The sequence below is a fragment of the Spirulina sp. CCNP1310 genome, from assembly GCF_034932185.1.
Classification (GTDB): Bacteria; Cyanobacteriota; Cyanobacteriia; order Cyanobacteriales; family Spirulinaceae; genus Spirulina.
Map to the genome: position 1 here is coordinate 50,106 of NZ_JAYGHW010000009.1, position 24,495 is coordinate 74,600.

Sequence of the window (24,495 nt, forward strand, 5' to 3'; positions counted from 1 at the left end):
CCCTTGATCATGCCTAGTTCTGCTCCGCTCCTTGCTCTCGATTTTGATGGTGTGATTTGTAATGGTTTGTCGGAATATTTCCAAACCACCTGCCGTGCCTATGGCGAAATCTGGGGTGTGGAAAGCTTGGGGGATTGGGAAGCGGATTTTTGTGCGCTGCGGCCGGTGATTGAAAGTGGTTGGGAAATGCCGATTTTGCTGCGGGCCTTGGCCATGGGGGTAACGCGGGAGGCGATCGCCCAGCGTTGGGCCCCGATCCGCGATGAAATCGTCAAAGCGGAACGGTGCGATCGCATTAAAATCGCTACGGTCGTCGATCAGGTGCGCGATCGCTGGATCCAGGAAGATCTCAACGGTTGGCTTGCCCTCCATCACTTTTACCCCGGCATTTTAGATCAACTCCAAACCTGGTTAGCGGCGAAAACGCCGGAACTCTGGATCATCAGCACCAAAGAAGGCCGCTTCATTGCCCAACTCCTCCATCAGCAGGGCATCAACTTCCCCACCGGCCATATTTTCGGCAAAGAAGTCAAACGCCCTAAAGCGGATTCGCTCCGCCAACTGCTTTTCCAGCAGCCTAAAGCTTGGTTTGTGGAAGACCGGATGGAAACGCTACAAAATATTGCCGATCAGCCCGATCTACAAGTGGTGGAGTTATTCCTCGCGGCTTGGGGCTACAATACCCCCCAAATGCGGAATTTTGCTGAAAAGCACCCCCGGATTCGGTTGTTGAGTTTGGCGCAGTTTCATGGGGATTTTGGGGAATGGGGGGATAGGGGATAGGGAATGGGCAATGGGGAATTTTGGTGTAGGGGCGAAAAATTTTTCGCCCCTCCGGGGTTCTAGCGTTTTAAGAGGGGCAATATTGCCCCGATCAACAAACCCACCGCTACCGTTGCGGTTAACAGGATGCCAAAGGGGATTTCGACCGATTCCCAGGTGAGGAAGCGGAGAGAGAGGGGGGTGATGTTTTGGATGGAAACGGTGGCCACCAAGAGGAAGCAACTGCCGAGGATGATGGCGGTGAGGAGGTTGGCGATCGCCCGCATGATTGAATTTCCCTATGCAATTTCGAGCAGAGCGATTAAAATAAACCGTAACTCTTGGAGTCGATTGTATCCTAAACCTTAACCCACCCGATTCAGGTCGTTAAACTGCCGTGAGTATTTCCGAATCCGCCAACAATAACAGTCTCCGCAGCGAAATCAGTCGCCTCAAAGAGGAGTTGCAAACCCGTGACCAACTGGTGCAGCAGCTTTCTCAAGAACTTTTCCGCTTGGTGAAGGGCAACACGGAGTTTATGCCTCAACCGGAATTGTCCGATCGCCACAAGGCAGAAATGCGGATGTTGCGGGAGCAGCTTCAGGAGGTGGAGCAGCAGGTGACGTTCTATCAACAGCAGATCACGGCGCGGGATCAGGAAGTCCATGCACTGCGTCGCTCTGTGCAGGAATTGAGCGATCGCAGTCGGATGTTAGAGCAGGCGTTACAGGAAATGCCCCACATTTACCGGCGCAAGTTTGAAGAGCGGATGGTGCCGGTGAAGGAAAAAATCGAACGGATTCAACGGGAAAACCGGCAGTTGCACGTTGAACTCCAAAGTGTTAGCTATCGCCTCGCGGTGAAAACCCGGCGCACCACCAATAAAGTAGATTTACCCGCCTTCGGTCGCACCCATCCCGGCCCCATCCCCCGCTTCGGTACGGTCTAGCCACAAAGTTGAAGGATGAGCAGGGGGGCGATCGCCCCCTAGGATCGGCTAAACCCAAAGGGAGAAGGCCCCTACGCCTTCTCCCTTTCCGGCAAAGCCCGCGCCATAGCAGAGCCATGGCATGAGAGCAAGGGGAAGGCGATCGCCTACGCCGAAGTGGAGGGGGGCGGCGTAACGATGCTTACGGGCGGTTCCGTTGGAGCGGTTGCCCCCGATACCGGCCCTTGACCGGCATCATTTTGGAGCAGACCCTTCACCTGAGCGATTAATTCCCCTAACTTGCCCTCTTCTAGGAGGCTATTAATTAACGCTAAACCACTGGTGGAAAACATCAACTGATTAATTTCCCCCATGGTGCTGCCATTACCGCCACCGGGAAACGCATAGATTTTCGCATCGCCTAAAATCCCCGGTTGGGGCGCTAAGGCCCGCGCCAATTCTGGCAATTGATCGGCGATTAAGGGGAAAAGCTTTTGAATCACATTGGCGGTAATATTGGCCTGATTTAAGGCATTATCCGCTTCAATTAACGCCCGTTTCCCCTCCGCTTCTGCCAACTCCTTAAAGCGATTGGCTTCCGCTAAGGTGCGAATGGATTCGGCTTCGAGTTCGGCGGCTTGGCGGGCAATTTCCGCTTGACGACGACGGCGAAATACATCGATTTCGACGACGTTTTGATCGGCGATTTGTTTTTCCTGGGCAGATTGTTCCGCTTGAATCAGGGAGAGACGGCGGGCCCGCTCGGCCTCTTCCACTGCTTTAGCTGTCACCACCGCAGATTCTGCGGTGGCTTTTTCTGCTTCCGTGGCGAGGCGTTCCCGCTCTTTGTTGACAATGGCGATCGCCGCCTGTTGTTGGGCAATTTTCGACTCTTGATCCGCTTCCGCCACCTCAATTTGCGCTCGCAGTCGTGCCGATTCTACCTCTTGATTTTGGAGAATTTTATTGCGCTCAATTTTGGCCAATTCCTGATCCTGAGCCTCCTGAATTTCCCGCGCTTTTTGGGCTTTGAGAGCTTCAAGTTCCTGATTTTTAGTCAGGCGGAGAGCTTCCAATTCTTGGGCTTGATTGAGTTTTGCCTCTTCTTTAGCCTGCACAATCGCCAGGGTTTTCTTCTCAGCATCTCGTTCTTGCTCCTCAATTAAAACCTGCGTGGTTAACTCCACCTCCCGCTTTTGTTGGATCGAGCGTTGAATGGTTTCGGTGCGTAGCCTCACCCCTTGGGCATCGAAAAAGTTATTTTCGTCGTAGGTATCGCTTTCTTCAATTTCAGAAATGGCAATATTGTTCAGCGTTAACCCGACTTTTTTAAGATCCTGCTGAATCAAATTCAATACTTCATCCGCAAACCCCAACTTATCCGAGTCAATTTCCGCCAAACTCTTCCGTTTTGCCGCCGCCCGAATCGCATCATCAGCCCGTTTTTCCAAGGCTTCTTTAATATCCGGCTCGGCAATTTTGCCCTGCTTAGAAAGCCGCGCCGCCGCCATACTCACATCCTGATCCACCGCATTAATGCAAACATAAAAAGTGACGCGCATACTAGCCCGTAAATAATCCTGAGTCCGTACTGCTAAGGCCCCAGTGCGCTCCACATCAATAGAGATTTCCCGCAACGGCACACGGGTCAATTCATGAAATCCGGGTAAAACAATGCAGCCCCCATTGAGAATTACACTTTTTTGCTTACTAAATAATCCCCCCGTGCGGACAAAAGCTTCGTTATTGGGGGTAATTACATAAAACAGTTTGTACGTCCACAATGCTAGGAGCAAAAAGACAATAATGCTCACCAAACCCGCCACACCAATCAACAGCGTTCCCCCCATATTCACCAAGGTTTCACCCACAGGCGTGCTGGGGTTGGCTTGGGCGAGGATCATCGGTTCGGTTTGGGTTTGACGGTGAGGCAGGTAATCTCGGCTCGATTGAGGCTGGGGGGTTTCCAGTGTGGCTAAATCCGGGAGGGATTGCAGCAGGTGAAACCAAACGTTCATGACAATTAACTCCGAGTGTCTTGAATAGAATTGTTTTGACGCAACCAACGGTCTTCGTCGGCACTGTCTTTGGCAATGACGAGATAGGCGCGATCGCTTTGATCAATGACGAGGACTTGATCGCCTCGGTGGGGGGTAAAGGTGGCCCAGTGGGGCAGGGCGGCGCTGATCGTGACGAGGCTGTTATAGGGGTCGGTGACATCGACTTGACCGACTTTGCCCTCGGTGAGTTTGGGTAAATTTTGGCTGGCAACCGTACCGAAGCAACCGATGAGGCGATCGCCCCCTGCATCCTCTCCAAAGGGGGCCAACAACTGCCCAATGGGCCGACAGAACAACGCCCCCAAATAGAGGGCAACTCCCAAGGAACTCAGGAAAATCAGGCCACTCCAGCCGATGACTCGATGGGGCATTGCCCCCAATAGATGGCCCGCTGTGGCATTGAACAACCAGCCCAAGAGGCCCCACAGGCTTAAATCCGTCGCCAGCAGCAACAGTAATGGCGTGCGCCCTAGGCCCAACCACAGCAAAAGCGGCAACACCCCCCCAGCATTGAGGTCGGCGGCATCTACATCTCCTTCGAGGTCTAGCTCATCATCGCCACCCCCCGTGGCCATCACCAGGATAAACAAGATAAAACCGAGACCCAAAATAATCCAGTAGGGGAGGTTGGCAAGGCTATAGAGCATAGGAGAGAGAAGGCGATCGCTATCCTCCCTAGCCTAGGCCCGGATTCCGAAAATGTCTAAGGATCACCATGATTTTTAATGTTTCGCGGGGCAACCCATGACCCACTTTGGGGCAAGAAACAAATTAGAATAGATCCGTAAACCCCCACCCCTTGCCCGCGAATATCCATGCAATTTATTGACTACGCCGAAATCGAAGTAAAAGCCGGAGATGGGGGGGATGGTATCGTTGCCTTTCGTCGCGAAAAATATGTGCCGGCCGGTGGCCCCGCTGGGGGCAATGGTGGCCGAGGGGGTTCGGTGTACCTTGAAGCCGTGGAGCAGTTACAAACGCTGCTGGATTTTAAATATTTGCGCCTGTTCAAAGCCGATAACGGCAAGCGGGGCGGCCCGAATAAATGTGCTGGCCCATCGGGGGAAGATCTAACGATTAAAGTCCCCTGCGGCACGATGGTTTATCGCCTTGACCCGGAAACGGAAACGGAGGAGTTGATTGGCGATCTGGTTTATCCCCAGCAGCGGCTCCGGATTGCGGTGGGGGGCAAGGGTGGTTTAGGCAATCATTGTTTTCTCACCAACCATAACCGCGCTCCGGAGTTGGCCCTACCGGGTCGAGAGGGGGAACATTTTTATCTGCGCTTGGAGTTGAAATTATTGGCGGAGGTGGGGTTAATTGGTTTGCCCAATGCGGGGAAATCGACGTTAATTTCGGCTCTCTCTTCGGCTCGGCCCAAGATTGCCGATTATCCCTTTACAACCCTTGTCCCGAATTTGGGGGTTGTGCGTCGCCCGACGGGGGATGGCACGGTATTTGCGGATATTCCCGGTTTAATTGCGGGGGCCCATGCGGGGGTCGGTTTGGGCCATGACTTTTTGCGCCACATTGAGCGGACGCGGGTTTTGGTGCATCTCGTTGATGTCACCGCTGATGATCCCCTCAAGGATTACCGAACGATCCAGGCGGAATTAGCGGCCTATGGTCGGGGGTTGAGCGATCGCCCCCAAATTCTCGCCCTCAATAAAATCGATGCCCTTGATCCGGAAATGAGTGGGTTTATTCAGTCGGAATTCGCGGCGATCACCCCTGATCCCATTTTTCTAATCTCGGCGGTATCCCATCAGGGTTTAGATCCGATGTTGCATCATGTTTGGCAGGTGTTGGATGCGGCGGTGGCCCAAGCGAAGGAGGAGGAGGAGGAGGAGGAGGGGCGATCGCTCCCTCCCATGACAGCAGAAGCGATGTTTACCCATTCGCTCGGTTGACATCCTCTGTTGATTTGACTCTTCTGGCTTTCAAGGAACGCGATCTTCAATCAGTCTCCAAAAACCTGTTACCGGAGTTAATCTTCTGACTCCTTTTATGCGCCCTAGCGTTGATCTGCGTAGGGGCGAAGAGTTTTTGTGCCTCCGGCAGGCTTACACCAACGCCCCTAAATCACCCACTTTACACGCTCTCATTAAGCGGATTCCATATGAGTTGGCTAAGACTCACAATTGATAACTTTGGATAGAGATCTTGCTATACAATAACCCAGTTCTACCGGTACAGCATTGCCAATTTGTCGCATAGATTCTGTCCATGAACCAAAAATTCTATAGTTTTCTGGAAAGGTTTGAATTCGTTTAGCTTCAAATGTTGTGTAATAACGGATTTGACCATCTGGATAACGAATCATATTTTCCCCGCCAGGAACACCGTGATCACCTGCCTTGAGTGTTTTAGATGGCATATCAATATAACTACCAGTATGACCAGGATATGACCGAGCACCTTCTCTTAAAATATGCTCGATATTAAAACTCCCTTCATGATCAGGCCTTGGTAGTTTTCCAATTTGATCACGAACTGTTTTCCAGGGCTTTAGATGCGGAGGAAAAAAAGTAGGTTGTTCCAGCAAGTGATCAATTCGCTGCCTTGTCCTTTTATCTAAGTATTCAAATTTTGACGGTTTAATATTATGCTTTTTCCAGTAATCAAAACTAACAAATTGTGACCATAACAAAGAATCTAAAGAGTGAGATTCTTGAGGGAAAGACCATTCAAGATTTAGATCTTCTCTTATGCCAACAATAAAAACTCGCTCACGACGTTGAGGAATTCCATAATTTGCTGCATCTAACAAACGAAAAGTAACATTGTACTTAACCCCATTATGTTTTCCTGAACCATGGATCTTTTTGAGTTTTTCTCGGTGATCTTTCCAGCATTCTGATGATTTAAGCTCAACTTGAGGATATGTCAATCTTAAAATGATGTAATCAAAATAGCTGTTAAATGACTTCCGCAGCAGACCTTTAACATTTTCAAGGATAAAAGCTTTCGGTGTACACATACTGATTGCTTGACAAGCATAAGGAAACATATCCCGTTGATCTGTATTCCCCTGGTGCTTTCCTCCCAATGAAAAAGGTTGGCATGGAGGGCCGCCAGAGATGATATCAATATGTCCAAACTGATCAAATTTAAATGTACGAACATCACTGTTATAAATAAGTTGATTGTCATAGTTGTTGGCCAATGTTAAACAAGCATCACTATTTATTTCAACAAAAGCTTTGTGCTGAATTCCAGCCATCTCTAATCCTTTTGCCAATCCACCTGCACCCGTAAACAATTCTAGACAAGATAACTTAGGCATCTTCTTCACTATTCAACCCAGCCATAAAATTTTCAATACTTTGAAGCAGTACCTCTTGATTGGCAGGTACGCCTTGACATTTATCAGCCCAAGACCGACCTGGATGGCAAACATCCCAGTCTGATTTAGCTTGCTCATATCTACCTTTGCCAGGATCGTGATTACCAAATCCATCGATCAAAGTATTCCAAATAGGTTGATATTTTCTAATTAGTGCAGCTTCTACTGTACCAATCAAATCACCTTCCTTTCCTTCAAGAATCATGAATCGGCAGAAAAAATCGCCAATATCTAAGCCTTCTCCAAGATTGATGCTGCGGCTATGTTCCCGAATTCGATTGTTCAGTTCATAGCTTCTGGTATTTTCGGATAATCCTTGCCTAGCTTGCCGCCAACCTTTTGGCACTGCTTTGCCAATATAAATGGGTATATGAAAAGCTGTTCTATTAACTAAATGAAATTTTGAATAAATCCCCGTTTTAGCAATAGAATAAATTGCATAGACACCTGTACCATGGAAACGCTCTGCAATAGAAATCGAATGCACAGGAGTTCCATTAAAAAAACGGATTGTGTCTTTTATAATTTCTTCAAAGTCAGGAGAAAGATATATATGTTTAGAGCGGTCAAAAATATTCATATAGAGGAAGTTTAGATCAAGATCTGTAAGTGTGAGAACCGTTCATGATATTAGATCGCACTGTGTTAAACGATACGTCAGACAAAATTGAACGATCAAGTTATTATTGATCCCGCCTGACGCACCCTACTTTTCCAACAACTAATTGTTGTTCTTCCCTTCCAGTTCACTGTCATTTCAAGGGCTGACGCACCCTCTTTCTAACCATGGCCATCAAGCCATTCCCGCAATTCCAGATCGGTAATAAAATCCCAAGCGGCTTCCGCCAAAGCTTCCAATTGTTCCCCAGAAAGGGCCTTGAGTTTGGCCTGGACATCTGACTCCAACTTGCCAAACCGCCGGGTGAGCAACCGTTGAATAATTCCCAACTGCCCCTGTTGAATCCCCTCTTGGCGACCCACCTGAATCCCTTGGTTTTTCCCTTGGCGGATCCCCTCCTTGTAGCCCTCATCGCGGCCCACTTGGATCCCCTCTTGGATCCCTAACTCCCGGCCCTGCTCCACGCCTTCGCGCACCCCTTGCATCTTGCCCATTTCCACCCCTTCCTTGAGGCCCTCTTCCCGACCAAAGACGAGCGATCGCCGCTGATCTGAAATGAAAAACAATTGCTGTTGCAAAATATCAAACTCTTCCCGATTCAAGGTTTCCTCACGGGCGAGGGCAAAGGCTTGACGAATTTCCGTCACCTGACGTAGGGGTTCCGGGATCGTTTCTAACTTGGCAGCATTTTGGATGAAATAAATCCAAAAATCCGCCATGGTTTCTAATTCATTGAGTTTTTTGGTAAACTTTGGCAATTCAACAAAAACTAAGGCCAATTCATTATTGGGATATTCAAACCCCTTTTCTACTTCCTGAAGCGTAAACCGAGAAATCACATCCGGCTGCTGCTCAAACATCGTAAAATCGACAATATTTAACGCCACCAAGGGGTTAATATCCCGTTGCACTTCTTCGCGGCTAATTTGAAACCCATAGCTTTTTGCCGCATTGTATAAAACCCGTTTGCCCAAGGTGGGCAAATTTAACACCTGCAACTCAATGACGCAAGCACTGCCACCGTTGACTTTTGCCCGCACCGTCAAGGGCGTATGCTGTACCCCTGGTAACTGCACTGTGAGATAGGGATCGCGCACGACCGTTGATTCAATCACCGGCTGACTTTCATAGAGCAGGGCATTGAGCAAGCTGACAATCAGATCCGCACTTTTGGCAGAACCAAAAATGCGCTTAAACGCAAATTCTGTGCGGGGGTCAATAAAAGCCATGGGTTTCTAATGCTAGAGGGGCTGAGGAGAGCGCAGCTTACGCCACAATGTATCATATTGCAACTGAGCAGCCTTAGGCAGGGGATCGAGAAATTCACTGCGGTTGAGAATTTCCATGGCCGGTAATTCCATGGCGTTGGCTTGTAAATCCGAGGGCCATTGGTCGCGGGGGATATTGAGTAGGCTGGGGGCGGCTCCTGGGGTAAACAGGGAAATATTTTGCGCCGATCGCCCCTGCCAACAGAAATCAATCCAGTCTTGGGCGCGAGCATCGAGGCGATGGCCTTGGGGAGCAACCCAGAGATCCGCCCAGAGGGCTGTTCCTGACTTGGGGACAACGGCGCGAAATTGGGGATAGTTCTGCAAGGCGGGCAGGATGTCCGTAGACCAACCTACGGCGGCCCAGGTTTCCTTAATAGCCAGGGGATGGAGGTATTGATCGTTACTGTAGTAGCGGACTTGGGGGGCGAGGGCAGCCAGTTCCGCCTCTAAATTGGGGATAGCGGCGAGATCCCAACTGTTGTAGGATTCCCCCAGTTTTTTCAGGGTTAAGCCGATTACCTCCCGAGGCTGATCCACCATGGAGAGGCGATCGCGCAGTTCTGGCCGCCACAGATCCCCCCAATCCTCGGGCCGCCACCCTAAATCTTCAAACACATCCTCCCGATAGACGATCATCGTTGTTCCCCAACGGTAGGGCGCACCCCAAAGGGGGGCATTGGGGTCGCTGGTGGGGAAGCCGGTGCGATCGCGCCGCGCCAAAGCCTGCCAACGGGGGGGCAGTTGTGGCCAATGGGGCAAGGTTGCTAGTTCCAAGGGTTGGATCAGGTTGGCACGAATCGCCAAGGCTAACCAACTATCCCCCAACGTCACTAAATCCGCCAAGGGGGGCGTACCCCGATTCACAAAGGGCAGCCAATCCCACCGGCCGGAAATCGGCTCCTTTTCCCGTTGCCACCGTTGCAATAATTCCAGCAACTCCTTCAATGTCGCCGCCGGTCGGATCGCTAAACCCGGCTCAAATTCCCGCAGTAATTGGGGAGGGATCGATTGATTGAGCGCACGAATTTGCAGTTTGTCACCATTGCCACCGCAGGCGGTGAGCAGGGGAGCAAGGGCGAGGGCAGTACTGCCCAATAGAAAGGAACGACGATTAACCACGATGCTTATTCAGGGGGTGCTATGTTCAAGATAGGGGATGGGCAAAGCCCCTTTCTCCGGGTTGCCCTCCCACAGTACAATCAAAAACGCTTAGGATTTCTCGGTGGGTTATGGCAATTTTAGACTCCAAAGGACGCTTGTTCGGTAAGCTTAGTATTCTTGACCTCGGTGCGGCCCTGATTATGGTGCTCGTCGTCGTGGGGATTTTCATCTTTCCCGGCACCACCGGCTCCCTCGCCCAAACCAACACCCAAGCCATTGAATTTGATGTGTTAGTGCGGGGTTTGAGTGTGCGCAATCCCGAAGCGCTGTTGGCAGACTTTGAAGAACGGGGGACGACGACGATTATTGTCCGCAACCAACCCAGCGGGGCGATCGCGATCGCCGATATTCAACCCATCGAGCGGCAAATGGCCGTCCCCCAACCCGATGGCACCGTCGCCGCCCGTCCCGAACCCCGCACCGCAACCAGCTTTAACAGCGATTTCTTGATCACCCTCACCGGCAATGCTCAAATGACCGACGGTGTTCCAGTTTTGAACCAAAGCCAAATTAAAATTGGCACTCCCATCGAACTGGACGGCCCCACCTATAATTTCCGAGGGACGGTGATCGAAGTCCGCTCCATCAATGCTTAAAGTATTGTTGTGAATTCCGCCGGAATTGCCCCAAACGCCCCTGAGTCAGAAACAATAGGAATAGAGACAGATTCATTACCGCTGTTCTACAATCCACTCGGTTTTCAAGTCATTCCTTGAAACTGCTTTGCAAGGCGGAGACCTCCTTTATGTCCGTACTATCCCCCCAATCCCCAACGATTCTTGCCGTTGACGACAGTGCCGTCATGCGCAAGCTGATTCAGCAAACCCTTGAATCCCAATACAATGTCCTCCTCGCAGATAATGCAGTAGATGCCCTCTCCTCGATTTACCACCAACAAATTGATCTCCTGCTCTTGGATGTCACCATGCCAGGGGTGGATGGGCTAGAACTCTGTCGTACTGTGCGGAGTTTGCCCCAATTTCAACGGTTGCCGATTATCATGCTCACTGCCCGTGATGGAGCCTTTGATAAGGTACAGGGTCGGTTAGCGGGAGCCACGGAATATTTAACCAAACCCTTTAACGCGGATAACCTCTTGGCCACCGTGGGTAATTTTGTCAAAACCAACCCCCCAAAAAACTAGGCCCAGGCCCAACCCCCATCGCATCAATTCCGGCAGGATCGATTACCCTAAAGGATGCCCTGGATTGCTCAACCCCCTATGCTCAACCCCCCCCACTTCATCATCATTGGCGCGATGAAATGCGCCACGAGCAGCCTCTATCAACAGTTGGTTGCCCAGCCGGGGATCTTCATGACGACCCCCAAGGAACCCAACTTTTTCAGCAATGATGAAATCTATGCCCAAGGCATTCCCTGGTATGAGGGACTCTTTGCCCCTGCGCCCCCTGATGCCCTCCGGGGGGAGGCCAGCACCCACTACACCAAATTACCCACCTATCCCGAAACTATTGCTCGCATCCAGTCCCATGTAGGGGACGTGAAATTGATCTACATGATGCGTCACCCGTTACAGCGCCTCGTTTCCCACTACATCCACGAATGGACACAACGGGTGATTGCAACGAAGACGGATATTAATGCGGCTCTGGATCGTCACCCGGAACTGATTGACTATAGCCGCTACAGTATGCAAATTCAGCCCTATCTAGAAGCCTTTGGCCCGGAAAATGTGTTGCCGGTGTTTTTTGAGCAATTTTGCAATGCACCGCAGCAGGAACTAGAGCGGGTTTGCACGTTCATCGGCTACCCCCATGCTCCCCAATGGCAGGAGCTAGAGCGGGATAATGTTTCCAGCCAGCGGATGCGCAAAAATAAGCTCAGGGATGCGATCGCCTATGCCCCCGGCATCAGCACGATTCGTAAAAATTTAATTCCTAAAGAAGTGCGGGAATGGATCAAAGACCGCTGGCGGATGCAAAAACGCCCGGAACTGGGGGCCGCAGAACGGGAGCGGGTGACGGCCATTTTGGATCAAGATTTAGCCCAATTGGGAGCCTGGCTAGGGGTCGAACTCACCTGCGCCACATTCAAAACCGCCGCCTGCACCAGCCCCACCGGCTGGCCCGGCTGGCCGTCCCTTTAACGATCTAACTAACTCGTGCCATGGCTCTGCCGTGGCACGTCCCTGCGGCGGCTCTGCCGCCCGGTGGAGGCAGAGCCGCCAAGATTGCGTTACTGGGCAGAGCCAAGTAACGAGGGGTTGCCTGTTGCCCATTTAACGATTCTTAACAACTTTTCGCAATCAATCGGTTTAACCTAACAAACTAGGCCCGTTGGCGTGCGCTTAAAAAATCTTCATCGTAGAACAGGATCTTGAATATGAGTGTCAATTTAGCAACAATGCTCCGGGAAGGCACGAAAAAATCCCATACCATGGCAGAAAACATGGGTTTCATTAAATGCTTCCTGCGGGGTGTCGTTGAAAAAACGTCCTATCGCAAGCTTGCTGCGAACCTCTATTACGTCTATGGTGCGATGGAAGCCGAAATGGAGCGCCTCAAGGATCATCCCGTCTTAGGAAAAGTTTATTTTCCAGAATTAAACCGGAAAGCAGCCCTAGAGCAGGATCTCGCCTTCTACTATGGCCCCCAATGGCAGAGCGAAATTGAACTCTCCCCCATGGGCAAAGCCTATGTGGATCGGGTACGGGAAATTGCCAATCAGCAGCCAGAATTACTGGTGGCTCATCTGTACACCCGCTATTTAGGAGATCTTTCCGGTGGCCAGATTCTTAAAAAAATTGCCGTAACGGCGATGAAATTGGACAATGGCCAGGGAACGGCTTTCTATGAATTTGCCCAAATTCCCGACGAAAAAGCTTTTAAAACCCAATACCGCCAAGCCATGGATGAATTGCCGGTGGATCAAGCCACCGCTGAGGCCATTGTTGAAGAAGCTAATGCGGCCTTTGGGATGAACATGAAAATGTTTGATGAGTTAGAGGGCAACTTGATCAAAGCGATCGGCACAATGCTGTTTAACAGCCTCACCCGCCGCAACAGTGGCGGCAGCACCGAAAGCACCGGCCTGGCCACCTAACATTTTTCTTCAATCACACCAACAGGGGTAGCCTAGGCTACCCTTTTTTGATCGGGGGGAGAGCGGCGATCGCCTGCTAAAATCATGAAACTTGATTTTCCGTCCCGTTAAACCCCATGGCCGCTGTCTCCCTGACCCCCCTTGCTGATCATCAAACCCTCGCCATTGCCCCCACTGGAGCCGCCCTCCAAGGCATTGTTCAAATTCCGGGGGATAAGTCCATTTCCCATCGGGCGTTAATGTTGGGGGCGATCGCCACCGGCACGACCACAATCCGAGGGCTACTCCTGGGGGAAGATCCCCGCAGCACAGCAGCTTGTTTCCGAGCCATGGGGGCGAAAATTTCCGATCTGAATACCGATTGTGTGAGCGTGCAGGGGGTCGGGTTAGGGAATCTAGGCGAGCCGGTAGATGTTTTGGATGCGGGCAATTCTGGAACCACGTTGCGGTTAATGTTGGGCCTTCTCGCCGCCCAACCGGGAAAAGTTTTCACCGTTACCGGCGATGGCTCGCTGCGATCGCGCCCCATGTCCCGCGTTGTTAAACCCCTATTGCAAATGGGGGCGCAAATTTGGGGCCGCAACCACCACAACCTCGCCCCCCTCGCCATCCAGGGCCAACCCCTCCAGGGCATTACCTACCATTCCCCCATTGCTTCGGCTCAGGTGAAATCCTGCATCCTCCTCGCCGGATTGTTAGCAGAGGGCGAAACCACCGTAATTGAACCGGCCCGCTCGCGGGATCACAGTGAGCGAATGCTCCAAGCCTTCGGGGCCAATTTAACCGTCGATCCGGAAGCCTGCACCGTCACCGTCAAGGGCCGGGGGCAGGCACTCCAGGGCCAAGAAGTGATCGTGCCGGGGGATATCAGTTCAGCGGCCTTCTGGCTCGTTGCCGCTGCCATCACTCCCGGCTCTGAATTGCTGATTGAAAATGTCGGGGTGAATCCCACCCGTACCGGCGTGTTAGAAGCTTTGGCGATGATGGGGGCAGATATTACTCAGGAAAACCCCCGCACCGTCACGGGGGAGCCGGTGGCAGATCTGCGGGTGCGCCATTCTGGGTTAAAAGCTTGCACCATTGAAGGAGATTTGATCCCTCGGTTGATTGATGAAATCCCGATCCTGGCGGTGGCGGCGGTGTTTGCCGAGGGGACGACGGTGATCCAAGATGCAGAGGAATTGCGGGTCAAGGAGAGCGATCGCCTCGCCGTCATGGCCGCCGAACTCAACCGCATGGGGGCCAAGGTAGTAGAACTCCCCGATGGCCTGGAAATTACCGGCGGCACACCCTTAAAAGGCACAGATTTAGACAGCCATACGGATCACCGCATTGCCATGAGCTTGGCGATCGCCGCCCTCAACGCCAGCGGCAAAACCCAAATCCACCGCGCCGAAGCCGCCGCCATTTCCTACCCCAACTTCGTCAGCACATTGCAAACCGTTTGGGGATGAAGGATGAAGGATGAAGGATGAAGGATGAAGGATGAAGGATGAAAATTCTGCCTTCTGCCTTCTGCCTTCTGTCCTCTGCCTTCTGCCTTCAATTCTGCCTTCTGCCTTCAAAGCCCTCCCTGTTGCAACGCCATTTCCATCAACAGTTTTTGTGAACTGCGGCTTTGCTCCGGAGCAGGGGGTTGTCGTTGAATGTAGGAGCCATCGGGCTGTAACTCCCAAGCCTGGCGATTATCCGCCAACATCACCCCTAAAATTTCCTGCAAATCTTGGCGGATCTGGGGGTCATCCATGGGGGTAATTGCTTCGACGCGGCGATCTAAATTGCGGCGCATCCAATCCGCCGAACCAATATAGAGTTCTTCTGCCCCTTGGTTGTGGAAGTAGAAAATCCGGGAATGCTCTAAAAATGCCCCGACAATACTAATCACCTTAATATTTTCACTCACCCCCGGCAGTCCCGGCCGCAGTGCACAGATCCCCCGCACAATCAGGTCAATTTGTACGCCGGCTTGGGAGGCTTCGTAGAGTTTAGCGATAATTTTTGGGTCAACGAGGGAGTTCATTTTCGCCACGATCCGCCCCGTCCCCCCCTCTTGGCTGTGGCTGATTTCCCGTTCAATGAGGGCGGTCATGCGATCGCGCAAATTCACTGGCGACACCAACAAACGACGATAGGAGCGTTGGCGGGAATACCCCGTCAGGAAATTAAACAAATCCGTTAGATCCGCCCCCAATTCATCCCGACGACTGAGCAAACCCAAATCTGTATAGAGTCGCGCTGTTTTCGGGTTATAGTTTCCCGTGCCAATATGCACATAGCGGCGAATATGTTCCCCCTCTTGGCGCACCACCAGCGTAATTTTGGTATGGGTCTTTAACCCCACCAACCCATAGACGACATGCACCCCCGCCCGCTCCAATTTTTTCGCCCATTGAATATTATTTTCCTCATCAAACCGGGCTTTCAACTCCACCAATGCCACCACCTGTTTACCATTTTCCGCAGCGGAAATCAGCGCGTTGACAATGGGGGAATCCCCAGAAGTCCGGTAGAGCGTCATCTTAATCGCCAAAACTTGGGAATCCTCCGCCGCTTGGGTGATGAATTCCTGCACCGTGGAGCGGAAGGAATGATAGGGGTGATGGAGCAATAAATCCCCCTGGGTAATCAGGTCGAAAATATTTTCGCCATCGTCGCGATCCAGCTTATGCTTCGCTTCCGCCGCCTCTAGCATGCGCTGAATTCGCAGCGGCACAACGGGAGTCCAACCCGGCTCTTTCAAATGGGGCAAGGGCAACCCTGCCAGGGCCATCAAATCATCTAGCCCCAATAAACTTTCAAAGGCAAACACCTGATCATCTTCCAATTCCAACGCCCGCATCAACGTTAACCGCACTGTATCCGGCATCGTGGCTTGAATTTCCATCCGCACCGCTGAACCGCCAATGCGCCGTTTCCGCAATTCCTGCTCAATGGCGAGGAGCAGATCATCGGCTTCATCTTCCTCAACGGAAAGGTCAGCATTGCGGGTAATCCGAAAGGGATAACATTCCTGGACATTCATCCCCGGAAAGAGGCTTTCGAGGTTATGGGCCATCACCTGCTCAATGGGGATGCCCGTCCATACCGCCTCCACTTCACCGCCTTGATGCAGTTGTTTGGGGAGTTTGATGAATCGGGGCAGGACGCGGGGGACTTTGATCCGGGCGAACAGTTCTTCTTGGGTATCGGGGTCTTTGACTAAGACCGCTAAGTTGAGGCTGAGGTTGGAAATATAGGGGAAGGGGTGGCTGGGATCAACGGCGAGGGGGGTGAGGACGGGGGAAATGTGGGCCTCAAAATAATCGTGAAGGTATTGCCGTTGTTCTTGATTGAGATCGAGGTAGGTGAGTAGGTAAACCCCCTCTTGGGCCAGTTGGGGGCGAAGCTGATGCTCGAAGACCTGATCCTGCTCTTGTAAAAGGGGGCGGAGGCGTTGGGCGATCGCCTCTAACTGTTCCATCGGACTACGGCCATCGGGGGTCAGCTTATGCACCTGAGCCTCCACCTGTTGCTGTAGCCCCGCCACCCGCACCATAAAAAATTCATCCAGGTTATTGCTAAAAATCGCCAGAAATTTCAACCGATCTAGCAATAGCGTTCGTTCATCTAAACCTTCCGCCAACACCCGATAGTTAAATTCCAACCAACTCAATTCCCGATTGAAATAGTATTGGGGATCGGTAAAGTCTAAGCTGGCGGTTGGTTGGGAAGGGGTGGTGCTTTGGGTCATGGGGAAGGGGAGGAAATGCCAAATGATCTTGATCCTAGCGTGATCTGGCTTCCTAGCAGTTTAATCCTAGGTTAAGGCAGGGATGACGGTCTGGAGTGAGGCAATTCTCATTCAGGGTACGGGAAAAATCACCACAAGAAAAATCGCAAAAAATGAAATAATGAACCCTAGCTTATCCATCGACTCAACCCACGGTATGCGCATTGCCCTGTTCACCGAAACATTTTTGCCCAAAATTGATGGGATTGTCACCCGCCTTCGCCACACAGTGGATCACCTCCAACGTCAAGGTCATCAAGTGCTTGTCATCTGTCCCGATGGGGGGATTAAGGAGCACAAAGGGGCGAAGGTGAAAGGACTTTCTGCCTTTCCCTTGCCCATGTATCCAGAGTTAAAAATTGCCCTGCCTCGGCCGGCGATCCGCCAGGCCTTAGAAAAATTTCAGCCGGATTTAATCCATGTGGTGAACCCGGCGGTGTTGGGTCTGGCGGGGATTTACTACGCGAAAATGCTCGATCTGCCCCTGGTGGCTTCCTACCATACCCACCTCCCCCAATATCTCCATCATTACGGCTTCGGAGCGTTGGAGGGGTTTTTATGGGAACTGCTCAAAGCGGGCCACAACCAAGCTCAGTTAAACCTTTGCACCTCAACAGCCATGGTGGAGGAATTGCGCAACCATGGTATTGAACGGGTGGATTTGTGGCAGCGGGGGGTGGATACGGAGATGTTTCAGCCCCAGTTAGCGACGGTGAAGATGCGCGATCGCCTCTCCCAAGGTCATCCCGATGCGCCGCTGCTCCTCTATGTGGGCCGGGTGTCACCGGAGAAGGAAATTGAAAATATTAAACCCGTGTTGGCGGCGATTCCGGAAGCCCGGTTAGCAATTGTGGGGGATGGCCCCTATCGCAGCCAATTACAAAGCCATTTTGCCGGAACAAATACCCATTTTGTCGGCTATTTACAGGGGATTGAATTGGCTTCGGCCTTTGCTTCGGCGGATGCCTTTGTTTTCCCTTCACGGACGGAAACTTTGGGGTTAGTGTTGCTCGAAGCGATGGCGGCGGGTTGTCCGGTGGTGGCGGCCAATTCGGGGGGGATTCCTGATATTGTCACCGATGGCGACAATGGCTATCTCTTTGATCCCGCTGATCCCCAAGGGGCGATTACGGCGACGCAGCGGTTATTAGCGGCGGCGGGAGAGCGGGAATTATTACGGGCGAAGGCTCGCCAAGAGGCGGAACGGTGGAGTTGGTCGGCAGCAACGGCGCAATTGCACCGCTACTATGAGCAGGTGGTTTCCAAAAGCACAGTGAGAGTAGCTGCTTAACATTTCTGGTAAGTTTTGTAAAGTTCCGTTCATTTTTATAGAGTCCCTCGTTACCATTTGAGACAACTTATGAGTCTTGGTTGTTTTTCTGGTGGCGTTATGACTTCTCCCTTTATCTTGGCCCCGCGTTATTGCTTGGATGATCATTCCCAATGGTTACGGGGGATAGATCCCAGTCGTCAATATTGGCTCTGGGTGAATGGCGATCGCCACCAACCCACTATTCTCCCTGGCTTACTCGTGGCGGATTTTGACCAACTCAAGGCGATTGTTCAAGGGTTTCGCGCCCTTGAACCGGGGCAAACTTTAACCATCCCCCGTATGGAGGGGGTGGCGTTTACGCTCCATTGTGTGAGTTCTAATTGTTATGCGATCGCCACCACCTTAAACGAGGCTCCCGTTTGGCATTTATGCGATCGCGAAACCCTCGAAAGTTTCCTCAAATCCAGCCATCCCGATTGGCTCTGCTCCCCCACCAGTTTAGAACTGGGCCGGGAGCAACTGCGCCGCGCCTTTACCCAACCCGCCTACGTTTAAAACCCCCCCTTTTTAAGGGGGGGCAGGGGGGGATCCTTTTTAAGGGGGGGGCAGGGGGGGATCCCGCTCCGCCGCAGTCGGCATGATCCCCCCGGCTACGCCGACCCCCTTAATAAGGGGGTTGAAATGCAAAGGAGGGAGAGGGACTTTGACTTTGGCTCCCCTTCTCCCAAATTTGGGAGAAGGGGCAGGGGGGATGAGGGCAACCCATCAGCTTAAACCAGGGATTTCGGAGCCGCTGCCGGTTTGACGGGCGGCGGGGGAATCATCCCCAGGGCCACCTTTTCCTCTGTCAGCAATTCATTGGGATCTAACCCGACGAGTTCCTTATACATCTTGATGTATTCCTTAGCCGAGTTTTCCCAACTAAACTCCTGAGCCATGGCCCGCTGTTGGAGCGTGTGCCAGCGGTCTTTGTAGCGGAAACCTTCCCAAGCCCGCACCATGGAGGTGAAGAAATCCAGGGGTTCGTAGCGATCAAAACAGTAGCCCGTCCCTGTCTCATCCATGGGGACATGGTGGGATACCGTATCCACTAAACCGCCGGTTTTGCGCACGATGGGGATCGCCCCGTAGCGCATCGCCAACATTTGGGCAATGCCGCAGGGTTCAAACCGCGAGGGCATCAGGAACACATCACTCCCCGCATAGATCCGCCGGGAAAGGCCATCGTTATAGAGGATTTGCACCGAAGTGCGCCCCGGATAGCGAGAGGCCAAGTGCCACATTTGGGTTTCATAATAGCGATCGCCCGTCCCCAACAGCACAAACTGGGCATCGGAATAGGCCAAAAACCGATCCATCACCTGAATTAACAGGTCAATCCCCTTTTGCTCCACGAGCCGCGTCACCATCCCCACCAGGAAGATATCAGGGTCAATGGCTAGGCCTAACTCCTCTTGGAGGGCGATTTTATTTTCCACCCGGCGATCGAGGGTGTCAGCGGTGAAGTTTTCGACAATGTAGCGATCGCTCGCTGGGTCATAGCTATCGAGATCAATCCCGTTGAGAATCCCCCGCAACTTCCCACTCACAAAGGACATCAAACCATTAAGCTGTTCCCCATAGGCCGGCGTTTGGATCTGTTGGGCATAGGTGGGGGAAACCGTCGTCACCATATCCGCAAACTGGATCGCCGCCGCCATCGTGTTATGACCCTGCATATACCAAGGACACCAGGCAAACTGCTCCAGCTTCCACCGCCACGGCCCTTGATAGGCAATATTGTGAATCGTAAAAACGGTCTTAATATCCTCAGTCTCGTGCATCCACACCGGAATCATCCCTGTATGCCAGTCGTTACAGTGAATCACGTCCGGCTTCCAATAATTCCAAGCAAACTCTGCCGCCCCATTGGCAAAGAACGTGAACCGCCATTCCTCATCCTCGCCGTAGTAAATGCGGTGAGGGTCAAAGGCAGGGTGGCCAAACAGGTACAGAGGAACATCACTATCGAGCATTTGCGTCTCATAGACCGCAAATTTCTGAAACATGGCAGTGCCCCACCAGACTGGCTCCTCAGGAATCTCTAACATCTGATTGAGAAATCCGTAGTAGGGCATAAAAACCCGTACATCATGCCCCAACTGACGAAGAATCTTCGGGAGTGTCCCGACCACATCACCCATACCCCCGACTTTTGCCAAGGGGGCCACTTCTGCGGCAACGAAGAGGATTTTCATATTGCTAATTGTGAACACCGTTGGCTAAATGTTAACCCCTAGATGTCCCATCGCTACGCTTTTTTTTCAGGTTGTGGCCGGGGGGAGCGTTGGCGCAGCCTCTCTCTCGGAGAATCACCCCTCCCCAATGCCCCGGTTAATCCCCAGATGCCACCTTGGCCGGCGGTTCGGGTAAACTGGTTTCCAGTTTGAGGCAGTTTTGACCATTCACCTGGAGTCGGTATTCCACCTTATCCATTAAGCGGTTCATGATCAGCCAGCCGTAGCCCCCCTCTTGACGGTCTTCCGGGCTAGGGGGCAGGTACGTGGCTAAATCGTAGCCTGTGCCGTGATCCCAAATTTCTAAGGCAATATCCCGGTTTTTTAATTCTAAGCGCAGTAAAACGGGGATTTGGGACTGCTCTCGGTGGGCATGGCGCACGACGTTGGAATAGGCTTCCACTAGGGCCAACCGGAGGCGGTTGGATTGCCTCGGCCATTCCACCGAGTCCCCGAGTTCCAATTCTAGACAATCCAAGAGCCATCGCTCAACGATGGTCAGAAATTTCAAATCACTGGGGATATGTAGTTCTGTTTTCATGGGTTACAGAACCTCCAAAGAGAGCATGGTTTGGTCGTCTTCTTGAACTTGGATAGTGTATTCACGGAAGCACTGCAAGAGAGTATCAAGATGAAAGGTATGGGGGGTTTGTTGAATCAGTGACCATAACCCTTCTTGCATCAACATTTCACTGTGATGCTCAGGATCAGGGCTTGCGGTATGGGCGACGGTGGCCTCGGTAATGCCGTCACTGGTCAGCAGGAAAATATCCCCTGGAGTCAGGGTAACTTCTCCTACTTTACCCCTCCACTGGGGCAAAATCCCGACAGGAATGCCCCGGTCTTTGAGGTAACGGGGTTCAAGGTTGGGGTTGTCGGGATGGATATCGGGGTGAGACCAGACCATGGGGTAGATATGACCAGCGTTAGCATAAACAAGGATGCGATCGCCCGGTCGGTAGCGGGCAATTACCATTGTAATAAAACAGTTGGTACTAAAAAGATCCTCATTCATGGTTTGATTGAGGTTTTTCAGGACGGTTTCCGGTTCTGGGGAGATTTCCTGGGCAAGTTCCCGCCGCAGAATGGAAATGGCACTGGTCATAAACAGCGCCGCCGGGACACCCTTACCGGACACATCCCCCACTGCCACCCAGACATCTCCTTGGGGGTGAACATAGACCTCAAAGAAATCTCCCCCCACTTCCCGCGCCGGGAAGCAACTGGCCTGCACTTTGACGCTGCCGGTATCCCCCCAACTTTGCCGCAGCAGGTTGCGCTGGATTTGCCGGGCCACTTCCAGTTCTGCCCGCATTTTCTCCGCCTGCTGTTGGGTGCGGTGGTAGAGGCGGGCTTGGGAGATGGCGATCGCCGCCTGCTCCGCTACGGATTCGAGCAGTTGAATTTCGCTCTTGATTAGCGCTTGATCGCCGTCTTGGTGGTTGAGGTAAAGCACCGCGAGGAGTTGCTGCTGCACCGTCAGGGGGACGACCAATTCTGCCGCCCCGCTTTCCACTTCCAAGTGTTGGGTGGCTCCGGTGGATACCACTTGGGCGATCAGGGCTTGGGCTGCGGGGGTGGCGATCGCCCCATCGGGGTAAGCGTAGGCTTCTTCGAGTAAATTTCCCCCCTCCACGGGCCGCAGAACGGTAGTACTCGCACCAAAATTTTCCCCGATGGTTTTGGCAATCACCCGCAACATATTTTGATAGTCGAGGGATTCGCGGATACTACTGGTGACGACGTTGAGGATTTCTTCTCGGCGGAGCGCCCGCCGCAGTTCATTGGTGCGCTGCTTGAGGACGTGATAGGTCTCCGAAGCCTGCTGGACAACGGCCTTGAGGTTTTCCGGGTTCCAGGGTTTGGTGATGTATTTAAACACCTTCCCGGAATTGATCGCATCGACGAGATCCTCCACATCGGTATAGCCGGTGAGGAGGATCCGGATGGTTTCGGGGAAGCGATCGACGGTTTTACTGAGGAACTCCGTGCCGTTCATCACCGGCATGCGTTGATCGGAAATGATCACCGCCATTTCCCCTTCCGTATCGAGAATCTCAAGGGCAGCAACGGCTCCATCGGCTTTGAACACCTTGAAGTCCCGTCGAAACGTGCGAAAAAGCAAGTCGAGGTTGTCCGGTTCATCGTCAACAACCATTAACTTCAATTTCTTTGAGCTTGCCTGACTCATGAATTCGCTCCGATGGAATGGCTAGGGGGCCAACAAAAACAGGAGGGCGACCTAAAAACGGGATTGAGGACTACCATGCCGTACAATTATGCTGATTAAATGACCAGATCGCCATCCAATGGGTAGGAATGAAGAACCCAGAGGTTCGATAACCGAATTCATCACAACTCAGAGGATGGAGCATTGCAGTTTGGATCGTGCAACATGGATTGAATGGGCCGATAGCGATAGTTGGTTACCGCTGATGTTAATGAAACTATATCATTCAAACCCAGGTCTCTTCCCATTGGGATGGGATTTTCATGATTTCCGAAGGTGGAGCCTATCCCCTTGGCCTGTTTTTCTGGAGGGTGCCCCGTGAAGCCGCTTTTAACCCCTTCACCGTTGGATTTACCTCTGCGCCGGGATCTGGCGGGGGGAGAATTGGAAAATATGAAAACCCATCTCGATGTGCTGTTGTTGGCCTTGGAGGCGTTGACGGGAGCAGGGTCGGAGGCGATGCTCAATGCGGCTCAGGATTTGGGGTTAATAGGGGTGATTAGCGATCGCGTCGCCCTCTGGCGGTTACGCCAGGCCAACCCCCAACGCAAAAGCTCCGGGGGGCGGAAAAAGTTGGATATTGAGGAGGCGCGATCGCTGGTGTTGATCATCTGTTATCTGTCCCAAACCCACCAAAGCCGTATCCGTCGCGGTGTGACGCTCCTTGAACAAATGACGGAGCAGGGCAAAGACCCCACCCGCGCCGCCCTATTGGGGGATTATGTCGATCAATTTACCAACACATTCCAAGACCGGATGGAGACGGATGCGATCCCCACAGCGGCGCAGTTGATGCAGTTGGCCTTTAAGCTCCTGATCGATCTGATGTTTTACAGTGCCACCAACGGCCACCGTCGCCTCTGGTTGGCCCTCTTTGACCAAGCCCAATCCTAAAGCGGTTTTTGCGCTATGTTTCAACTCACCCGCCGCTATCCCCATCCCACCTGTACGCTCTTGATCCAAGCAGAGCGATCGCCCCTCTCCAAGTGGCACAAGTTTCCGGTGGTGAAAAATCTTCAGTTTGAGTTACAGGTGAGCGATCCCCGCCGTCTTGATCCTGAACCGATCAAGGTGTGGGGGGAACAAGCCCACCTCGAAGAACTCTGCACATTAGTTCAGGATTATGTGCAGGAGACGATCCTAGGGAGTTCGCCGCAAACCCTGTCTCTCCATGACACGGTGATTACGATGCCCAAAAAGGCGATCGCCCTCACCCCCCACAGCCGCCTCCAGCACCAGCTTTATATCGGCCATGATCAGGTGAAAAGTTCTCAGCCGGTGATTGATCTCAGCGTCACCCAATTATTAGACCTGGCCACCGCCCTGGCGGACTTTCAAAATGAACTGCAACTGCTGCCGATGCTGCCCTCCCACCGCACGGGCCGCCCCAGGGGTTGGCAATCCGCCGCTGCTGTGGTGTTGGGGGCGATCGCCCTCTCCACGGGCGTTTACTACCATCTCGCCACCCGCATCCCCGAAACCAGCCTTTCCAACAACCCCATCCCCATCATCCCCCGTTCCCCTGATGTGGAAGTGTTACCCCCCGAACCCCCACCCCAAGCCGATCCCCTCCCTACCCCCCTCATGCCCCCCGACCTCGAAGGCTTGGGAACCCTCGCCCCCCCCACGGGGGTCGATCGTCCCGCCGGCCCCGCCGCCGCCGGCAACGATGGCCCCATCACCCCCCCGCCCCGCACCGAAGTTCAACGCCGTTCAGAACCCGCCCCCAGTTCAGAA

General features: G+C 52.6%; 23 protein-coding genes. 12 read left to right on the plus strand and 11 right to left on the minus strand.

The annotated features are described in order from the left end of the window. Positions 1–9 precede the first annotated feature (9 nt). Entirely contained in the window at positions 10–783 is a 774-nt protein-coding gene (locus VB712_RS04395) for an HAD family hydrolase (protein WP_323252519.1), read from the plus strand. A 59-nt stretch (positions 784–842) separates the two neighbouring features. Here the strand turns inward: VB712_RS04395 and VB712_RS04400 are convergent, their stop codons facing one another. Next, on the minus strand, positions 843–1,049 hold the full coding sequence (locus VB712_RS04400; protein ID WP_323252521.1) for a DUF1049 domain-containing protein: 207 nt from the start codon (positions 1,047–1,049) through the stop codon (positions 843–845). A 110-nt stretch (positions 1,050–1,159) separates the two neighbouring features. Between VB712_RS04400 and VB712_RS04405 the strand changes: the two genes are divergently transcribed. Then, positions 1,160–1,711 carry an Npun_F5560 family protein gene (locus tag VB712_RS04405; RefSeq protein ID WP_323252523.1) on the plus strand — a complete coding sequence of 184 codons (552 nt, stop codon included), beginning with the start codon at positions 1,160–1,162 and terminating at the stop codon, positions 1,709–1,711. Between the two features lie 146 nt (positions 1,712–1,857). On the opposite strand, the gene VB712_RS04410 is transcribed toward VB712_RS04405, so the two are convergent. Together VB712_RS04410 and VB712_RS04415 are read right to left on the minus strand one after the other, a co-directional pair. Next, the gene (locus VB712_RS04410; RefSeq protein WP_323252525.1) at positions 1,858–3,708 is read right to left on the minus strand and encodes a flotillin family protein; all 1,851 of its coding nucleotides are present in this window, start codon (positions 3,706–3,708) and stop codon (positions 1,858–1,860) included. A gap of 5 nt (positions 3,709–3,713) precedes the next feature. Further along, a complete protein-coding gene (locus VB712_RS04415) occupies positions 3,714–4,397 on the minus strand; it encodes a DUF1449 domain-containing protein (RefSeq protein WP_323252527.1) in 684 nt (227 codons plus the stop codon). Positions 4,398–4,565: 168 nt separating this feature from the next. On the opposite strand from VB712_RS04415, the gene obgE reads away from it, so the two are divergent. Further along, positions 4,566–5,660, plus strand: coding sequence for a GTPase ObgE (gene obgE, locus VB712_RS04420; RefSeq protein ID WP_323252529.1), 1,095 nt, complete (start codon positions 4,566–4,568; stop codon positions 5,658–5,660). 218 nt (positions 5,661–5,878) lie between these two features. On the opposite strand, the gene VB712_RS04425 is transcribed toward obgE, so the two are convergent. The 4 genes from VB712_RS04425 to VB712_RS04440 all read right to left on the minus strand — a co-directional run bounded on the left by VB712_RS04425 (position 5,879) and on the right by VB712_RS04440 (position 10,105). Further along, positions 5,879–7,036, minus strand: a complete 1,158-nt coding sequence (locus tag VB712_RS04425; protein ID WP_323252531.1) for a DNA cytosine methyltransferase — start codon at positions 7,034–7,036, stop codon at positions 5,879–5,881. Continuing rightward, the gene (locus VB712_RS04430; protein WP_323252533.1) at positions 7,029–7,676 is read right to left on the minus strand and encodes an Eco29kI family restriction endonuclease; all 648 of its coding nucleotides are present in this window, start codon (positions 7,674–7,676) and stop codon (positions 7,029–7,031) included. The genes VB712_RS04425 and VB712_RS04430 overlap by 8 nt, the downstream gene beginning before the upstream one ends. A gap of 200 nt (positions 7,677–7,876) precedes the next feature. Beyond that, positions 7,877–8,944 (minus strand): Rpn family recombination-promoting nuclease/putative transposase, encoded by a 1,068-nt coding sequence (locus tag VB712_RS04435; RefSeq protein WP_323252535.1) that lies wholly within the window; start codon positions 8,942–8,944, stop codon positions 7,877–7,879. Positions 8,945–8,956: 12 nt separating this feature from the next. After that, a complete protein-coding gene (locus VB712_RS04440; protein WP_323252537.1) occupies positions 8,957–10,105 on the minus strand; it encodes an extracellular solute-binding protein in 1,149 nt (382 codons plus the stop codon). A 110-nt stretch (positions 10,106–10,215) separates the two neighbouring features. On the opposite strand from VB712_RS04440, the gene VB712_RS04445 reads away from it, so the two are divergent. The 5 genes from VB712_RS04445 to aroA all read left to right on the plus strand — a co-directional run bounded on the left by VB712_RS04445 (position 10,216) and on the right by aroA (position 14,664). Further along, positions 10,216–10,743 carry a DUF4330 domain-containing protein gene (locus tag VB712_RS04445; RefSeq protein WP_323252539.1) on the plus strand — a complete coding sequence of 176 codons (528 nt, stop codon included), beginning with the start codon at positions 10,216–10,218 and terminating at the stop codon, positions 10,741–10,743. Positions 10,744–10,892: 149 nt separating this feature from the next. Beyond that, positions 10,893–11,291, plus strand: a complete 399-nt coding sequence (locus VB712_RS04450; protein ID WP_323252541.1) for a response regulator — start codon at positions 10,893–10,895, stop codon at positions 11,289–11,291. A 78-nt stretch (positions 11,292–11,369) separates the two neighbouring features. Continuing rightward, positions 11,370–12,254 (plus strand): sulfotransferase, encoded by an 885-nt coding sequence (locus tag VB712_RS04455; protein WP_323252543.1) that lies wholly within the window; start codon positions 11,370–11,372, stop codon positions 12,252–12,254. Between the two features lie 236 nt (positions 12,255–12,490). Beyond that, on the plus strand, positions 12,491–13,210 hold the full coding sequence (locus VB712_RS04460; RefSeq protein WP_323252545.1) for a heme oxygenase (biliverdin-producing): 720 nt from the start codon (positions 12,491–12,493) through the stop codon (positions 13,208–13,210). A 116-nt stretch (positions 13,211–13,326) separates the two neighbouring features. Then, a complete protein-coding gene (aroA, locus tag VB712_RS04465; protein ID WP_323252547.1) occupies positions 13,327–14,664 on the plus strand; it encodes a 3-phosphoshikimate 1-carboxyvinyltransferase in 1,338 nt (445 codons plus the stop codon). Positions 14,665–14,771: 107 nt separating this feature from the next. On the opposite strand, the gene ppk1 is transcribed toward aroA, so the two are convergent. Continuing rightward, positions 14,772–16,940: a polyphosphate kinase 1 gene (gene ppk1, locus VB712_RS04470; protein WP_323252549.1), complete on the minus strand. Its 2,169-nt coding sequence runs from the start codon at positions 16,938–16,940 to the stop codon at positions 14,772–14,774. Between the two features lie 196 nt (positions 16,941–17,136). On the opposite strand from ppk1, the gene VB712_RS04475 reads away from it, so the two are divergent. Together VB712_RS04475 and VB712_RS04480 are read left to right on the plus strand one after the other, a co-directional pair. Next, positions 17,137–18,270, plus strand: coding sequence for a glycosyltransferase family 4 protein (locus VB712_RS04475; RefSeq protein ID WP_416236248.1), 1,134 nt, complete (start codon positions 17,137–17,139; stop codon positions 18,268–18,270). Between the two features lie 99 nt (positions 18,271–18,369). Continuing rightward, positions 18,370–18,807, plus strand: a complete 438-nt coding sequence (locus VB712_RS04480; RefSeq protein ID WP_323252553.1) for a hypothetical protein — start codon at positions 18,370–18,372, stop codon at positions 18,805–18,807. A 215-nt stretch (positions 18,808–19,022) separates the two neighbouring features. On the opposite strand, the gene glgA is transcribed toward VB712_RS04480, so the two are convergent. The 3 genes from glgA to VB712_RS04495 form a co-directional block, all read right to left on the minus strand. Then, positions 19,023–20,489 (minus strand): glycogen synthase GlgA, encoded by a 1,467-nt coding sequence (gene glgA, locus VB712_RS04485; protein ID WP_416236249.1) that lies wholly within the window; start codon positions 20,487–20,489, stop codon positions 19,023–19,025. 136 nt (positions 20,490–20,625) lie between these two features. Beyond that, a complete protein-coding gene (locus VB712_RS04490; RefSeq protein WP_323252557.1) occupies positions 20,626–21,069 on the minus strand; it encodes an anti-sigma regulatory factor in 444 nt (147 codons plus the stop codon). Between the two features lie 3 nt (positions 21,070–21,072). Beyond that, entirely contained in the window at positions 21,073–22,719 is a 1,647-nt protein-coding gene (locus VB712_RS04495) for a SpoIIE family protein phosphatase (RefSeq protein ID WP_416236245.1), read from the minus strand. 357 nt (positions 22,720–23,076) lie between these two features. Here VB712_RS04495 and VB712_RS04500 point away from each other — a divergent pair, with 357 nt between their 5' ends. Both VB712_RS04500 and VB712_RS04505 read left to right on the plus strand, forming a co-directional pair. Then, entirely contained in the window at positions 23,077–23,652 is a 576-nt protein-coding gene (locus tag VB712_RS04500; RefSeq protein WP_323252561.1) for a DUF3038 domain-containing protein, read from the plus strand. Between the two features lie 15 nt (positions 23,653–23,667). Further along, the coding region (locus tag VB712_RS04505; protein ID WP_323252563.1) for a DUF4335 domain-containing protein at positions 23,668–24,495 on the plus strand (828 nt) is incomplete at its 3' end.